The sequence below is a fragment of the Kitasatospora purpeofusca genome (assembly GCF_000718025.1).
Taxonomy (GTDB): Bacteria; Actinomycetota; Actinomycetes; order Streptomycetales; family Streptomycetaceae; genus Kitasatospora; species Kitasatospora purpeofusca.
Genome location: NZ_JODS01000001.1, coordinates 413,699 through 429,653 on the forward strand (window position 1 = coordinate 413,699; position 15,955 = coordinate 429,653).

At 71.7% G+C, this 15,955-nt stretch carries 14 protein-coding genes; 1 reads left to right on the top strand and 13 read right to left on the bottom strand.

Going from position 1 to position 15,955, the window contains the following annotated elements:
• Positions 1-9: 9 nt before the first annotated feature.
• The 4 genes from IF01_RS0101930 to IF01_RS41180 all read right to left on the bottom strand — a co-directional run bounded on the left by IF01_RS0101930 (position 10) and on the right by IF01_RS41180 (position 3,030).
• The gene (locus tag IF01_RS0101930; protein WP_030391437.1) at positions 10-471 is read right to left on the bottom strand and encodes a GNAT family N-acetyltransferase; all 462 of its coding nucleotides are present in this window, start codon (positions 469-471) and stop codon (positions 10-12) included.
• A 103-nt stretch (positions 472-574) separates the two neighbouring features.
• Positions 575-1,513, bottom strand: coding sequence for an RluA family pseudouridine synthase (locus tag IF01_RS0101935; protein ID WP_030391438.1), 939 nt, complete (start codon positions 1,511-1,513; stop codon positions 575-577).
• An 89-nt stretch (positions 1,514-1,602) separates the two neighbouring features.
• A complete protein-coding gene (gene lspA / locus IF01_RS0101940) occupies positions 1,603-2,367 on the bottom strand; it encodes a signal peptidase II (protein WP_445972082.1) in 765 nt (254 codons plus the stop codon).
• A 147-nt stretch (positions 2,368-2,514) separates the two neighbouring features.
• Positions 2,515-3,030 (bottom strand): TraR/DksA family transcriptional regulator, encoded by a 516-nt coding sequence (locus IF01_RS41180; protein WP_244215398.1) that lies wholly within the window; start codon positions 3,028-3,030, stop codon positions 2,515-2,517.
• 580 nt (positions 3,031-3,610) lie between these two features.
• On the opposite strand from IF01_RS41180, the gene ileS reads away from it, so the two are divergent.
• Positions 3,611-6,742 (top strand): isoleucine--tRNA ligase, encoded by a 3,132-nt coding sequence (gene ileS / locus IF01_RS0101950; RefSeq protein ID WP_030391441.1) that lies wholly within the window; start codon positions 3,611-3,613, stop codon positions 6,740-6,742.
• Between the two features lie 170 nt (positions 6,743-6,912).
• Here the strand turns inward: ileS and IF01_RS0101955 are convergent, their stop codons facing one another.
• The 9 genes from IF01_RS0101955 to ftsW all read right to left on the bottom strand — a co-directional run bounded on the left by IF01_RS0101955 (position 6,913) and on the right by ftsW (position 15,885).
• Positions 6,913-8,253: a DivIVA domain-containing protein gene (locus IF01_RS0101955; protein ID WP_030391442.1), complete on the bottom strand. Its 1,341-nt coding sequence runs from the start codon at positions 8,251-8,253 to the stop codon at positions 6,913-6,915.
• Positions 8,254-8,312: 59 nt separating this feature from the next.
• Positions 8,313-8,594 (bottom strand): YggT family protein, encoded by a 282-nt coding sequence (locus IF01_RS0101960; RefSeq protein WP_030391443.1) that lies wholly within the window; start codon positions 8,592-8,594, stop codon positions 8,313-8,315.
• A gap of 94 nt (positions 8,595-8,688) precedes the next feature.
• On the bottom strand, positions 8,689-9,291 hold the full coding sequence (locus IF01_RS0101965) for a cell division protein SepF (protein WP_030391444.1): 603 nt from the start codon (positions 9,289-9,291) through the stop codon (positions 8,689-8,691).
• Positions 9,292-9,518: 227 nt separating this feature from the next.
• Positions 9,519-10,325, bottom strand: coding sequence for a YggS family pyridoxal phosphate-dependent enzyme (locus IF01_RS0101970; protein WP_078879577.1), 807 nt, complete (start codon positions 10,323-10,325; stop codon positions 9,519-9,521).
• Positions 10,325-11,056, bottom strand: coding sequence for a peptidoglycan editing factor PgeF (pgeF, locus tag IF01_RS0101975; protein ID WP_030391446.1), 732 nt, complete (start codon positions 11,054-11,056; stop codon positions 10,325-10,327). The genes IF01_RS0101970 and pgeF overlap by 1 nt, the downstream gene beginning before the upstream one ends.
• The gene (ftsZ, locus tag IF01_RS0101980) at positions 11,053-12,279 is read right to left on the bottom strand and encodes a cell division protein FtsZ (protein ID WP_030391447.1); all 1,227 of its coding nucleotides are present in this window, start codon (positions 12,277-12,279) and stop codon (positions 11,053-11,055) included. Before ftsZ ends, pgeF begins: the two co-directional genes overlap by 4 nt.
• 410 nt (positions 12,280-12,689) lie before the next feature.
• Positions 12,690-13,466, bottom strand: coding sequence for a cell division protein FtsQ/DivIB (locus IF01_RS0101985; RefSeq protein ID WP_051754818.1), 777 nt, complete (start codon positions 13,464-13,466; stop codon positions 12,690-12,692).
• Positions 13,459-14,565: an undecaprenyldiphospho-muramoylpentapeptide beta-N-acetylglucosaminyltransferase gene (murG, locus tag IF01_RS0101990; protein ID WP_030391449.1), complete on the bottom strand. Its 1,107-nt coding sequence runs from the start codon at positions 14,563-14,565 to the stop codon at positions 13,459-13,461. The genes IF01_RS0101985 and murG overlap by 8 nt, the downstream gene beginning before the upstream one ends.
• Before the next feature lie 6 nt (positions 14,566-14,571).
• Positions 14,572-15,885, bottom strand: coding sequence for a putative lipid II flippase FtsW (gene ftsW / locus IF01_RS0101995; protein ID WP_030391450.1), 1,314 nt, complete (start codon positions 15,883-15,885; stop codon positions 14,572-14,574).
• Positions 15,886-15,955 lie beyond the last annotated feature (70 nt).

A 15,955-nucleotide genomic window follows, 5' to 3' on the forward strand; every position in this document is an offset into this window, starting at 1 on the left:
CCGCGGGCGCTACAGCACCCGGGTCATCGTCCGGTGCGGAATCCCGGCGTCGTCGTACACCGGTCCCTCCGCCGCGTACCCGAGGCGCTCGTAGAACCCGAGCGCCTGCACCTGGGCGTGCAGCTCCAGCTCGCCCGCCCCGCGCTCCCGCCCGGCGGCCTCGACGGCCCGCACGAGCTCGGCGCCGAGCCCGGTCCCCCGGGCGGTCTTCAGCACGGCGAGCCGACCGAGCAGCACCCGGCCGGCGACCCCGCCGGTGATCCCGAGCGCCTGCTCCCCGAAGATCAGCCGCGCCGTGCCGACGGGCTCACCCTCCGGCCCGACCGCCAACAGGTGCTCCGAGGTGGGGTCGAGGTCGTCCCACTCCAGCTCCTCGGCGATCCCCTGCTCGACGATGAAGACCTCCCGCCGGACCTCGTGCACCAGCGCGAGGTCGGCCTCTCCCCGCGCGACCCTGATCGTCACCGTCATCCCGCGTACTCCTCAGCTCTCCGACCCGACCCCGCAACCGGGCCCTGCGACAGGGCCCTGCGACAGGGCCCTGCGACAGGGCCCTGCGACCCGACCCCGCGACTCAGCTCTCCGACGCGATGATGTCCAGCGCCTTCCGCAGGTCCGCGGGGTACTCGCTGGAGAACTGCACCCACTCGCCGTCCGACGGGTGCTCGAAGCCGAGCGAGACGGCGTGCAGCCACTGCCGGGTCAGCCCGAGCCGCTTGGCCAGGGTCGGGTCGGCCCCGTAGGTGATGTCGCCGACGCAGGGGTGGCGCAGCGCGGACATGTGCACCCGGATCTGGTGGGTGCGGCCGGTCTCCAGCTTGATGTCCATCAGCGAGGCGGCCCGGTAGGCCTCGATCAGGTCGTAGTGGGTGACGGACGGCTTGCCCTCGCGGGTGACCGCCCACTTCCAGTCCGCGCTGGGGTGGCGCCCGATCGGCGCGTCCACGGTGCCGCTGAGCGGGTCCGGGTGGCCCTGGACGAGCGTGTGGTACTTCTTCTCGGTCACCCGGTCGTGGAACTGCCGCTTGAGGTCGGTGTAGGCGCGCTCGGACTTGGCGACCACCATCAGCCCGGAGGTGCCGACGTCGAGCCGGTGCACGACGCCCTGGCGCTCGGCGGCGCCGGAGGTCGAGATCCGGTAGCCGGCCGCGGCCAGCCCGCCGATCACGGTGGGGCCGGTCCAGCCCGGGCTCGGGTGCGCAGCGACGCCGACCGGCTTGTCGACGAGCACGATGTCGTCGTCGTCGTGGACGATGCGCATGCCGTCGACCGGTTCGGCGACGATCTGCACCGGCGCGGCGGGGGCCGGGATCTCGACCTCCAGCCAGGAGCCGGCGGTGACCCGGTCCGACTTGCCGGCGACGGCCCCGTCGAGCGTCACCTTGCCCTCGGCGGCCAGCTCGGCGGCCTTGGTCCGGGAGAAGCCGAACATCCGGGCGAGGGCGGCGTCGAGGCGTTCGCCCTCCAGGCCGTCGGGAACGGGGAGGCTTCGGGTCTGCGCTGCGGTACTCACCCGTACGAGTATGCCGGACGCGCGGGCCCCCGCCCGCGCCATGCCCGGCGGGGAGCGGAGGCCGCCGCGCCCTGCTGGCCCTCGTCCGCCTACTGGTCCTTGTCCGCCTGCTCGCCCTTGTCCGCCTGCTGGTGCACGGTGCCGTCCGGGTTGCTGCCCCGGAAGGAGAGCAGGACGACCAGGATGCCGCCGCAGACGATCGCCGAGTCGGCGAGGTTGAAGACCGCGAAGTGCTGGACGGAGATGAAGTCGACCACGTGCCCGCGGAAGACGCCGGGCGAGCGGAACAGCCGGTCGGTCAGGTTGCCGAGCGCGCCGCCCAGCAGCAGGCCGAGCGCGATCGCCCAGGGGAGGCTGTAAAGCCGCCGGGCGATCCGCCAGATCACCACGATGACCGCCGAGGCGATCATCGTGAAGACGACGGTCAGCGCCTGCCCCATGCCGAAGGCGGCGCCGGAGTTGCGGATCACCTGGAAGGTCACCACATCGCCGATCACCTTGATCGCCGAGTGGTTCTCCAGCCTGGCCACGACCAGCAGCTTGCTGCCGAAGTCGACCAGGAAGGCGAGCAGTGCGACGACCAGGAGCACGCCGATCCGCCTGCGCCCCTTCGGCTCCTCCGCCGCGGCCGGCTCGACCGGCAGCGACGCCGGGGCCGACACCGGGACCGGCGCCGGAGAGGAGACCGGGGAAGAGACCGGAGCGGACGCGGGGGCCGCGGCCGCCTCGGGGGCCTCCGGCCGGGCCGGGGCCCCGTCACCGGGCCCGGCCACGTCCCCGGCCGGGGCCACGACGTCGGCGGGCGTGGGGACTGAGTCGTCCCGCGTCTGGGGGGAACCTTGCGTACTGATGATCCGCTCCGCTGCCGTGACGTGGGGGGCCGATGGGCCGGTGGGAAACCCGATCTCCGAGGGATCATCCGACGGATCGGGCGACGTTACGGGGTCGAGCCTACGGCAAGCCCGACCCCTCCCGTCGTCCCGGTCGGCCGCCCGGAGCGGTCAGCGGCGTTCCTGCTTGGCCTTGCACTGGACGCAGAGCGTCGCCCGCGGGAAGGCCTGCATCCGTGCCTTGCCGATGGCCTGGCCGCAGGACTCGCAGGTGCCGAATCCGACGCCCTCCAGCCGGGCCAGCGCGTGCTCGGTCTGGGCGAGGCTGTCGCGGGCGTTGTTGGCCAGCGCCACCTCGCTCTCGCGCGAGATGTTCTTCGTACCGGCGTCCACCTGGTCGTCGCCGGCCCCGTCGTTGGAGTCCCGCATCAGGCCGGTGATGGCCGCCTCGGCCGCGTCGATCTCCTGCTGGAGCCGCTCCAGGTCGTTGATCAGCTCGGCGTGCAGCTCGCGCACCTCCTCGGAGGTCCACGGGTCCTCGCCGGGACGGACCGGCAGCTCGGCCGGGTCGACCGACTCGGCACCGCCGGTACGGGCGGTGGCCCCGGCCCCGGCCGGGGTACGGGTGCGGCCGGGGGCCACGAGAGTGGTGTCGGTGGTGTTCTTGCGCCGTGCGGTAGTGGTCACGGTCCCCTCCCCTGGATCGCCTGCCACGGCCTTGCGTGCCCGCTTGGTGGCGGTACCCGCGACGGTTGTCTTCTCAGCCATGGCTTCGACCCCATCTACGAACGAATCGAGCCGCCGGTTCCCGGCGGCCTCCAGTGCCGGAACGATAATCCCGATCAAAAATGGTCACAACATGACATACCGACGCCTCACCATGATCCCACCCAGCCAGCCGCCACACGCGACACGCCCATCGCGCCGAACAGAGTTGTGCCCCCCGCCCCGGCGCGCCGAAACCGACTTGCGACGGCCGATACACTGGGCCTGCAAGGCGCAGATGGGGACGAGTACCGCAGTACGCAGCCACCAGCGACCCGGGGACGGTGCGAGCCCGGGGGTGTGCACCGCGCGAAGATCACCCCGGAGCCGCCGGAAGAACGGTCCGCGATCCCCTTCGTCGGCCCGCTAGACCCGGCAGCAAGCCCAAACAAGAGGGCCGCGGACACCATCGCGGCCAAGGAGGGTGGTACCGCGGGGCGGCATGCCGTCTCGTCCCTCCGTCGGATCCCGTCCATGCATCCGCCGGAGGTAGACGCCCGTTATGGCCAGCTCCTACAACCCCGTCCCCGCGCAGGTCGACCTGCCCGCCCTCGAACACCGGATCCTGTCGTTCTGGCAGGACAACAAGGTCTTCCAGCGCAGCCTGGAGCAGTCCGAGGGCCGTCCCGAGTGGGTCTTCTACGAGGGCCCGCCGACCGCCAACGGCATGCCCGGCGCCCACCACATCGAGGCCCGGGTCTTCAAGGACGTCTTCCCCCGGTACCGGACGATGAAGGGCTACCACGTCGCCCGCAAGGCCGGCTGGGACTGTCACGGCCTCCCGGTCGAGCTCGCCGTCGAGAAGGAGCTCGGCTTCTCCGGCAAGCAGGACATCGAGGCGTACGGCATCGCCGAGTTCAACGCCAAGTGCCGCGAGTCGGTGACCCGCCACACCGACGCCTTCGTCGAGCTCACCAACCGGATGGGGTACTGGGTCGACCTCGACCAGGCCTACCGCACCATGGACCCGTCCTACGTGCAGTCCGTCTGGTGGTCGCTCAAGCAGATCTTCGACAAGGGCCTGCTGGTCCAGGACCACCGGGTCGCCCCCTGGTGCCCGCGCTGCGGCACCGGCCTCTCCGACCACGAGCTGGCCCAGGGCTACGAGACCGTCGTCGACCCCTCGGTCTTCGTCCGCTTCCCGCTGACCAGCGGCCCGCTGGCCGACCGGGCCGCGCTGCTGGTCTGGACCACCACCCCGTGGACCCTGGTCTCCAACACCGCCGCCGCCGTCCACCCCGAGGTCACCTACGTGGTGGCCACCGACGGCACCGAGCAGCTGGTGGTCGCCGAGCCGCTGCTGGCCAAGGCCCTCGGCGAGGGCTGGGAGGCCACCGGCGAGTCCTTCACCGGCGCCGAGATGGAGCGCTGGGCCTACCGCCGCCCGTTCGACCTGGTCGAGATCGAGAACGCGCACTACGTCCTCAACGCCGACTACGTCACCACCGAGGACGGCACCGGCATCGTCCACCAGTCGCCCGCCTTCGGCGCCGACGACCTCGCGACCTGCCGCAAGTACGGCCTGCCGGTGGTCAACCCGGTCCTCACCGACGGCACCTTCGCCCCCGAGGTCCCGCTGGTCGGCGGCCAGTTCTTCAAGAAGGCCGACGAGGCCCTGGTCGCGGACCTCAAGGAGCGCGGCCTGCTCTTCCGCCACCTCCCGTACGAGCACAGCTACCCGCACTGCTGGCGCTGCCACACCGCGCTGCTGTACTACGCGCAGCCGTCCTGGTACATCCGCACCACCGCGGTCAAGGACGCGATGATCCGGGAGAACGAGGCCACCAACTGGTTCCCGGACAACGTCAAGCACGGCCGCTTCGGCGACTGGCTGAACAACAACATCGACTGGGCGCTCAGCCGCAACCGCTACTGGGGCACCCCGCTGCCGATCTGGCGCTGCGAGGAGAACCACCTCACCTGCGTCGGCTCGCTGGCCGAGCTGTCCGAGCTCACCGGCACCGACCGGAGCGGCCTCGACCCGCACCGCCCGTTCATCGACGAGGTCACCTTCGACTGCCGTGAGTGCGGCGGCACCTCGACCCGGGTGCCCGAGGTCATCGACGCCTGGTACGACTCGGGCGCGATGCCCTTCGCCCAGTACGGCTACCCGTACCAGAACAAGGAGCTGTTCGAGAAGCGCTACCCGGCGCAGTTCATCTCCGAGGCGATCGACCAGACCCGCGGCTGGTTCTACACCCTGATGGCCGTCGGCACCCTGGTCTTCGACAAGAGCTCGTACGAGAACGTCGTCTGCCTGGGCCACATCCTGGCCGAGGACGGCCGCAAGATGTCCAAGCACCTGGGCAACATCCTGCAGCCGATCCCGCTCATGGACCAGCACGGCGCCGACGCCGTCCGCTGGTTCATGGCCGCCGGCGGCTCGCCCTGGTCGGCCCGCCGGGTCGGCCACGGCACGATCCAGGAGGTGGTCCGCAAGACCCTCCTCACCTTCTGGAACACCGTCGCCTTCCAGGCCCTGTACGCCCGCACCTCCGGCTGGGCGCCGTCCGCGGCCGACCCGGCCCCGGCCGACCGCCCGCAGCTGGACCGCTGGGTGCTCTCCGAGCTGAACACCCTGGTCCGCGAGGTCGACGCGGCCTTCGAGGCCTACGACACCCAGCGCGCCGGCAAGCTGCTCTCCGCCTTCGTCGACGACCTCTCCAACTGGTACGTCCGCCGCGGCCGCCGCCGCTTCTGGCAGGGCGACGCCGCCGCGCTCGCCACCCTGCACGAGGCGCTGGAGACCGTCACCCGGCTGATGGCCCCGCTCACCCCGTTCATCACCGAGCAGGTCTGGCAGGACCTGGTCGTCCCGGTCGTCCCCGACGCCCCGGCCTCGGTCCACCTGGCCTCCTGGCCGCAGGCGGACGAGTCGCTGATCGACACCGACCTCTCCCGCCACATGGCGCTGGTCCGCCGGCTGGTCGAGCTGGGCCGGGCCACCCGCGCCGAGTCGGGTGTGAAGACCCGCCAGCCGCTGTCCCGCGCGCTGGTCGCCGCCCAGGGCTGGGACGAGCTGCCCGAGGACCTGCGCGCGCAGATCGCCGAGGAGCTCAACGTCTCCGCCCTGGAGTCGCTCGCGAACGTCGGCGGCTCGCTGGTCGACACCACCGCCAAGGCCAACTTCCGCGCGCTGGGCAAGCGTTTCGGCAAGGGCGTGCAGGACGTCGCCAAGGCGGTCGCCGCCGCGGACGCCGCCCGGCTCGCCGCCGAGCTGCGGGCCGGGGGCACCACCTCGGTCGAGCTGAACGGCGAGACGGTGGCCCTGTCCCCGGACGAGGTGATCATCACCGAGACCCCGCGCGAGGGCTGGGCCGTCGCCAACGAGTCCGGTGCCACCGTCGCGCTGGACCTCGCGATCACCCCCGAGCTCAAGCGCCTCGGCGTCGCCCGGGACGCGATCCGCCAGATCCAGGAGGCCCGCAAGAACTCCGGCCTGGACGTCGCCGACCGGATCGTGCTGCGCTGGCGGGCGAGCAACGACGAGACCGCCGAGGCCATCGCCGAGCACGGCGCGCTGGTCGCCGAGGAGGTGCTCGCCACCGACTTCGCCGCCGGCGCCGCCGACTGGGAGTCCGACACCTTCGCCGACGAGTCCCTCGGCCTCGCCTTCCAGCTGCGCAAGGCCTGACCGACCCCGGAGCCGCCGTCGCCCACCGGGCGGCGGCGGCTCCGCCGTTCCCCGACCCGTCAGGAACGGGCCGCCGCACGCACGGAAGCGGCAGGCCCCGCACACACGAAAGCGCCCCCTCCCCGACCCCGAAGGGTCGAGCAGGGGGCGCCTGTGCCGACGGCTACCGCTTAGTTGTCGCCGTCCTCGTCGATCAGGAAGCCCCGCATCGGAGCCGGCGCCTGCTGCATCGGCTGCGGCGGCTGCGGACGGACGGCCGCCATCGGCTGGGTCATCCCGGCCGGCTGCATCTGCGGCGCACCCGAGTTGCCCGCGGCCGACGGCCCGCCGAAGCTCGGCGCACCGTTCCCGCCGAAGGCGCTCTGCCCGCCGAAGGACGGCTGGCCGCCGAACGACTGCTGGCTGCCGCCGAAGCTCGGCGACGGGCTGCTCATCGCGCTCGCACCGGCCGGAGCCATCGACGACGCGGCCGGCGGCAGCGAAGCGGTGGCCGGGATCCGCGGCGGCGCGAGCGAGTCGTCCGCCTGCGACTCCAGCTGACGCAGCTGGGTCTCCAGGTAGGACTTCAGGCGCGTCCGGTACTCACGCTCGAACGCCCGCAGGTCCTCGACCTTGCGCTCCAGCGTGGCGCGGGCGGACTCCAGGGAGCCCATCGCGACGCGGTGCTTCTCCTGCGCGTCCCGCTCCAGCGCGTCGGCCTTGGCGCGGGCGTCCCGCTCCAGGCCCTCGGCGCGGCTGCGAGCCTCGCCGACGATCTTGTTGGCCTCGGAACGGGCCTCGGAGATCGCCTGGTCCGCGGTCTGCTGGGCGAGCGCCAGCACCCGGGCGGCGCTGTCGCCACCGGGGTTCTGCTGCTGCTGCATCGGGGCGCCCATCGGGCCGCCCATCTGCTGCGGGCCGCCCATGGGGCCGCCCATCTGCTGCATCTGCTGCTGGCCCATGCCCTGGCCCATCGGGTTGCCCATGCCCTGCGGGCCGCCGGGGCCGCCCATCGGCTGGAGCATCTGACCGCCCATCGGCTGGACCAGCTGCTGCTGGCCGCCCATGGTCTGGCCCATCTGCTGCTGCTGGCCGGGGCCGCCCATCGGGCCGCCCTGACCGGCGGGGAGCTGCGGGGCGCCGGACGGCAGGCCGAGCGGCTGGTTGCCCATCTGCTGCTGCTGCGGACCGGGACCCATCTGCTGCTGCTGCGGACCGCCCGGGCCCATCTGCTGCTGCGGACCGGGGCCACCCTGCTGGCCGGGAACCGGCGGGCCGGATATGGCGGCCGGCACCGGGGCGCCGGGGCGCGCGTCCTGCGGCGGCTCCTTGCGCATGTTGGCCTGGTTCTGCGCGGCGGCACGGGTCGCGGCGGCCAGCTTGGCGCGCAGGTCCTCGTTCTCGCGGAGGAGACGGGTCAGCTCCGCCTCGACCTCGTCGAGGAAGGCATCGACCTCGTCCTCGTCATAGCCTTCGCGCAGGCGGACGGTCGTGAACTGCTTGTTCCGAACGTCCTCGGGGGTCAATGGCATCTCTTCACCTCAACGTGATCGTCGGCACACCGGCATCCTGTCGCATCGCTCACCTACGACTAGGGCCGCACAAGCGAGATCAGGACATACACAATGATCATCAGTACGAAGAAGGACAGGTCGAGCGCCACGCCCCCGAGACGCAACGGCGGAATGAACCGCCGCAGAAGCTTGAGCGGCGGATCCGTGACAGTGTACGTGGCCTCCAGGACCAGGACCATGGCCTTGCCGGGCCGCCACGAACGCGCGAACTGGAAGACCCAGTCCATCACCAGCCGCACGAGCAGGAACACCAGGAAGACGGTCAGTGCGTAATAGAGCACCTCCCACACGATCTCCATCGCGCTTCCCTCTCCCCGGTTGTCGGCCCTCGGGCCGCTCTCGCCTGTCGCTAACTCACTGTCGATCAGATCCACACGTAAAGTCGTGGTCGGGTCAGCTCTGGTTGAAGAACCCACCCTCGGCGATCCGAGCCTTGTCCTCCGCCGTGACATCGACGTTAGCAGGCGACAGGAGGAACACCTTCTGCGTCACGCGCTCGATACTGCCGTGCAGACCGAAGACGAGTCCAGCGGCGAAGTCTACGAGCCGCTTGGCGTCGGTGTCGTCCATCTCGGTCAGATTCATGATCACAGGAGTCCCGCCACGGAACTGTTCCCCGATGGTACGGGCCTCGTTGTAGGTCCTCGGGTGCAGCGTGGTGATGCGGTAGGGCTCTCGTTCGTTCACTACCTTGGGCATGATCACCGGGGCGCTCTTCTCCAGGTTGTGGCGGCGTTCGGGTGTGATGGACGACACTGGTGCCATCCTCGGGGTCTCCTGGCGAATCGGGACCGCGGCCGGCACCGGCTGCGGGGTGATGGAGGAGACCGGCGCGGGCGCCGGGGAGGCCGGCCGCGGAATGTCCTCGGTCCGTCCGGTCCGGATCGGCTCGGGGTCCGCGTCGTAGTCGTCGTCGGGGTCGTACCCCTGGCCGTCGTACGTCTCGTCCTCCACGAGGCCGAGGTAGACCGCCATCTTGCGCATTGCGCCGGCCATGCTCCTGTCTCCTCCGCTTGTGGTGGACCGACTCCGTCCCGACGGCCGGGCCGAACGGCCCCGTCCGCGGATTCCGCGGTCCGCCCACGACGCTTCGTCAGGCCGACGGCCAATCAGAGTTCGTGGATGAGGGCCGCGGAGCAACGATCCACGGTTGGCTAGCGCTCCGATAAGCTGCTAGCTTCTGTCCTATTTTGTCCTGCAGTCTGATCTACTACCCGGTGACGTTACCTGAGGGGTGACCGCACTCCGAGTACCGCCGTTCCGACGCGCACATGTGTCGCTCCGGCGGCAATGGCCTGCTCCAGGTCGCCGCTCATCCCTGCCGAGACCATGGTGGCAGCCGGATGGGCCGCTCGTACTGCGGTTGCGATTTCCGCCAGCCGATCGAAGGCCGCAGCCGGATCGCCGGCCAGCGGACCCGCCAGCGGAGCGACCGTCATCACACCGTCCATGCGCAGTCCGGGCGTGTCGGCGATCGCGTCGGCCAGCGCGAGCACGTCCGCCGGGGCGACCCCGGCCCGGTGCCCGCCCTCGCCGGCCTCCTTGTCCAGCGCCACCTGCACCAGGCAGCCCAGGTCGGCACGTTCGGCCTTGACGACCGCGGCGCCGAGCGACTCCACCAGCCGCACCCGGTCCACCGAGTGGACGTGGTCGGCGTAGCGGACCACCGAGCGGACCTTGTTGGTCTGCAGCTGGCCGACGAAGTGCCAGTCAAGAGGAAGGTTTCTGCACTGCTCCGCCTTGGGTCCGGCGTCCTGGTCGCGGTTCTCCGCGACGTCGGTGACGCCCAGCCCGGCCAGCAGCGCGCTGTCCTCGGCGGGGTAGGTCTTGGTGACCACGATCAGCCGGACCTCGTCGCGGGCCCGCCCGGCGGCGGCGCAGGCGTCGGCGATCCGCCGCTCGACGACCTCCAGGTTGGTACCGAGTTCCTCGTACCGGGCCCGCTGGCCCTCCGTCAGCGCGTCGAGCCAGGACTTGTCCGGGAATCGGGCGGAATCGCCCGGGAACGGTCCGTAGATGTCATTCGTCATCAGTGTGAAGAGCCCAACCAGACGTAGCTCGCGAGCCGGCCTGTGCGCTGCTCGCGCCGATAGGAGTAGTGGTCGGCGGATTCGAGGGTGCAGACCGGTGACAGCACCGGCCCGGTGACGCCCGCGGCGGCCAGCTGGGCCGCGACTCCCGCCGGCACGTCCAGGGCCGGGGTCCCCCAGGAGGTCACCGCGTGGGCCTCGGGCACCCGCCCGGCGACCTCGGCCCGCAGCTGCGCGGGCACCTCGTAGCAGCGGCCGCAGACGGCGGGGCCGGTGGCGGCGGTGATCCGCGCGGGCTCGGCACCGAGCGCCACCATCGCCCCGACCACCGCCGGCACCACACCGGCCGCGAGGCCGGGCCGTCCGGCGTGGGCCGCGCCGACCACCCCCGCGACCGGGTCCGCCAGCAGTACCGGGGTGCAGTCCGCGGTCAGCACGGCCAGCGCCAGCGGCCGGTCGGTGACCACCGCGTCGACCGTCGGGGCCTCCCCCGCCGGCTGGCGCTCCGTCACGACGGCGACGTCCGCCCCGTGCACCTGGTTCATCCACACCACGTCGGCCGGGTCGAGGCCGAGCTCGCGGGCCGCGATCGCCCGGTTCTCCAGGACGGCCGCCGGGTCGTCCCCCACCGCGCCGCCGAGGTTCAGCTCCCCGTACGGCGAAGTGCTCACCCCGCCCCACCGGGTGGTGAAGGCGAAGTGAGCACCGTCGCGGACCGCGTGGTCGATCACTTAAGGAAGTCCGGCACGTCGAGTTCCTCGGCCGGGCTCTCCACGAACGGCTGCCGGGCCGGCTGCACCTGCGGCGGCACCGGGGCGGCCGTGGTGGTGGCCGGCGACTCGGCCGAACGGGAGGAGGCGCTGTCGCCCTCCGAGCGGGAGGTGACCGAGCCGATGCCGCCGTACGAGGGCCGGCCTGCCGGACGCTCCGGGGTGCCCGAGGAGGCCGGCGGGTTGGCCGGGGCCGCGCTCGCCTTGACCACCGGGTCGCGGACGATCGCCGGCGGCTGGCCGCCGTCGAAGCCCGCCGCGATGACGGTGACCCGGACCTCGTCGCCCAGGGCGTCGTCGATGACGGCACCGAAGATGATGTTGGCCTCGGGGTGGGCCGCCTCGCTGACCAGCTGGGCGGACTCGTTGATCTCGAACAGGCCGAGGTCGGAGCCGCCGGAGATGGACAGCAGCACGCCGCGGGCGCCGTCGATCGAGGCCTCCAGCAGCGGCGAGGAGATCGCCATCACGGCGGCCGCCTTGGCACGGTCCTCACCGCGGGCCGAGCCGATGCCCATGAGCGCCGAACCGGCGTCCGACATGACGGACTTGACGTCGGCGAAGTCGAGGTTGATCAGACCCGGGGTGGTGATCAGGTCGGTGATCCCCTGGACGCCGGAGAGCAGCACCTGGTCGGCGGAGCGGAACGCGTCCAGCACGCTGACCTGGCGGTCCGAGATGGACAGCAGCCGGTCGTTGGGGATGACGATGAGGGTGTCGACCTCTTCGCGCAGGGAGGCGATGCCGTCCTCGGCCTGGTTGGCGCGACGCCGGCCCTCGAAGGTGAACGGACGGGTGACCACGCCGATGGTCAGCGCGCCCAGCGAGCGGGCGATGTTGGCGACCACCGGCGCGCCGCCCGTGCCGGTGCCGCCGCCCTCGCCGGCGGTGACGAAGACCATGTCGGCCCCCTTGAGGACCTCCTCGATCTCCTCGCGGTGGTCCTCGGCGGCCTTCCGGCCGACCTCGGGGTTGGCGCCGGCGCCGAGGCCCCGGGTGAGTTCACGGCCCACATCGAGCTTGACGTCGGCGTCGCTCATGAGGAGGGCCTGCGCATCGGTGTTGATCGCGATGAACTCGACGCCCTTGAGACCGACCTCGATCATCCGGTTGATGGCGTTGACACCACCGCCGCCGATACCGACGACCTTGATGACTGCGAGGTAGTTCTGCGGTGCTGCCACGTCGAAGGCCTCTCGCCTCGAATTTCCAGGTCGGCCCGAATGCCCGATCAGGGCCGGACCGACGGATGTCGATGGGTAGGGAGCCTGGTTCCTGACGTAATGTCCGAAATGCCGACCGCCGACCCCAACCCTAAACTTGACCTTTAGGGTTAGTGCTGTGCCTCTGTCACATCACCAGGGAACACAGTCTGGTGAGACAGGACACTAGGTGGCTCCGGCCACGTGTTTCAACGAACACGCCGAGCTTCCCTTTTTCTTTTGAGCCTATGTGATCATCGACCGGCGGATGACACCGGGGTGACCACCAAGGGTCGGGCCGACACGAAGCCGCGTCAACCCCGCCCGCGGCCCGCCGCCGTCCTTCCGAACGGCGCGCTCCACGTGCACCCTTGGGCACAGAACCTACCGGATCATCCGGACACCGCAGGCGCGTCCGGAGCGCTCACGTCGAAGTTCGTACCCTTCTGACGCAGCAGCGCCACCAGCGCCCGGGCTTTGCGATCCGTCTGCTCGGGGCTCCCCCAGCGCACCGTCGCACCCCCGGCCAACTGCAGCTGGATGTCGTCGAACGAATGCACAAGAACGGCCCCGGCCCGCTGCCGGACCTCCTCCGGCAGCCCCGCCGCCACCGCCACCGCGCCCTCGACCAGCTGCGTCCGGCCGATCACCGACTCGGTGTCCAGCGCCTGCTGGCTGAGCCTCAGCTCCACCACCGGCACCCCGGACGGGGCGGCCGGCTCGGTGGCGAAACTCACCCCGCCCGCGTCGACCTGGGTGAAGCGGCCGTCCTCGCCCTTCACCGCGGCGACCGCGGTGCGCTGGGTGACCTTCACCCGGAGGGTGTTCGGCCAGCCCCGCCAGACCTCAGCCCCGGCCACCCGGGGGATCGCCTCCACCCGCGCGCGGGCGTCGTCGAGGTCCACCCGGGCCAGCGGCCCCGAACCGACCCCGCCGATCGCCGTCCTGACCTCGTCGGCCGTCAGCCGCTCGTCCTGGAGGCCCTGCACCGCGACGGAGCGCACCTCCAGCACCGAGGAGAAGAAGACCAGCCAGGACAGCACCCCGAACAGCAGCGCGACCAGGGCGCCCAGCACCACCACACCCCGCCGGGAGAGCCGAAGCCGAGGAGCGTGCTCCTCGGCCTCGAACTCCTCGTCCAGGGGGTCGGCGAGCCGGGCGTCAGCCACGACGGCGGCCGCCCCGGGCAGCCTCGATGGCCTCGTAGACCATGCCGACGAGCAGCTCGTCGGCGTCCCGGCGGCCGAACTCGGCGGCCGACCGGCTCATGTCCCACAACCGCTGCGGGTCCGTCAGCACCGGCAGCACGTTCTGCAGCACCCAGTCGGGGTTCAGCTCGGCGTCGTCGACCAGCAGGCCGCCGCCGGCCTTCACCATCGGCTGGGCGTTCAGCCGCTGCTCGCCGTTGCCGATCGGCAGCGGCACGAAGGCGGCCGGCAGGCCGACCGCGGCCAGCTCGGCCACCGTCATGGCGCCGGCCCGGCAGAGCATCATGTCGGCCGCCGCGTAGGCGAGGTCCATCCGGTCCAGGTACGGCACCGCGCGGTACGGCGGCATCCCCGGGATGTCGTCCACCTGGGGCAGCTCGTTCTTCGGGCCGACCGCGTGCAGGATCTGCACCCCGTACTGCTGGAGCCGGGGAGCGATCGCGGTGATCGTCTCGTTCAGCCGGCGGGCGCCCTGCGAGCCGCCGGTGACCAGCAGCGTGGGCAGCCGCTGGTCGAGGCCGAAGTAGTGCCGCGCTTCGGGGCGGGCCGCGTTCCGGTCCAGGGTCGCGATGGTCCGGCGCAGCGGGATGCCGATGTACCGGGAGTCGCGCAGCTTGCTGTCCGGCGTGGAGACGGCGACGAAGTCGCTGTACCGGGCGCCGATCTTGTTGGCCAGGCCGGGCCGGGCGTTGGCCTCGTGCACCACGATCGGCACGCCGGCCCGCTTGGCGGCCAGGTAGGCGGGCATCGCGACGTAGCCGCCGAAACCGACCACGGCGTCCGCCTTCACCCGCTCGATGATCTCCTGGGCGGCCCGGACGGTGCCGCGCAGCCGGCCGGGTACGGTGATCAGCTCGGGGGTGGGCTTGCGGGGCAGCGGGACGGCCGGGATCAGCTCCAGCTGGTAGCCGCGCTCGGGGACCAACCGGGTCTCCAGGCCGCGCTCGGTGCCGAGGGCGGTGATCCCGACGGACGGGTCGTGCCTGCGGAGGGCGTCCGCGAGGGCCATGGCCGGCTCGATGTGACCGGCGGTCCCCCCGCCGGCGAGTACGACATGCACCGAAATTCACCGCTCCCTGCGTGCCGGTCCTGGGACCGGGCGCGCTGTGGTTCGTCGTCGTGGCAGCACCCGGGCCAGCTGCTTCCTGATCCGGGAGTTCTTGCTCCGGGCGGCCAGGGCCGCCTTCGCTCCCGAGCTGCTGCGTGCCAGGCAGAGCAGCACCCCGATCGCGGACATGGCCGACAGCATGGCGGAACCGCCGTAGGAGAACAGCGGGAGCGGGACGCCCGCGATGGGCAGCAGTCCCAGCGCCGACCCCAGGTTGATCACGGCCTGAGCCATGATCCAGGTGGTGGCGGCCCCCGCGGCGTACCTGACGAAGGGATCCCTCGTACCGATGGCCACACGGATACCCGCGTAGCCTAGTGCCGCGAAGAGACCGATCACCGACAGCGTCCCCACCAGACCCAGTTCCTCGCCGGTGGTGGCGAAGATGAAGTCGGTGTGCGCCTCCGGGAGCTGGCCCCATTTCTCGACGCCGGCGCCGAGTCCGGAGCCGAACAGGCCCCCGAGGCCGAACGAGTAGACGCCGTGCAGGGCCTGGAAGCAGGAGCCGGCCGGGTCGAGCTTGGTCACCCCGATGCAGGAGAGCCGCTCGGCCCGGTGCGGGACGGTGACCACCAGCGCGGTGCAGACGACCACGGCCACGCCGAGGGTGGCGACGAACAGCCGCAGCGGCGCGCCGACCATCCAGAGCAGCCCGAACAGCATGGCCACCAGGATCATCGTGGTGCCCATGTCGCCGCCGAGCATGATCAGCATCAGCAGCAGCAGGGTGCCGGGCACCAGCGGGATCAGCAGGTGCTTCCACTCGCCGAGGGTGCCGGTCTTCTGCTTGCGCGCGAGCAGGTCGGCGCCCCAGAGGACGAGGGCGAGCTTGGCGAACTCGGAGGGCTGGAACTGGAACACGCCGAAATCCAGCCAGTTCCGGTTGCCGTTGACCTCCATGCCGATGCCGGGGATCGCCACCAGCGCCATGGCCCCGATCACCGCGAGCATCACCGGGTAGACGATCACCCGCAGCACGGCCACCGGGACGAGGGCGAAGCCGAGCAGCAGCGCGAAGCCGAGCACCACCGCGAGCAGCTGCTTGTAGAAGTAGAACTGGGTCGAGCGGTGCTGGCCCAGCGCGAGGATCTGCGAGGCCGAGAAGACCATCATCAGACCGAGCACGACCAGCAGCAGCGCCGTGCCGGCGATCAGCAGGTACGGCGTCAGCGGCCGGTCCAGGGTGTACCGCGCGCGGGCCCGGAAGGCCTGCAGGCGGGCCAGCGGACCGGCCGACTTGTAGGCGGTGGTGGTGGCCGAGATCACCCGCAAGGGCTCGGCCGGGCGGCCCTTCTCCGGCGCGCTCGAACCGCCCGCCCTGCCGCTCCCGGCCACAACGCTC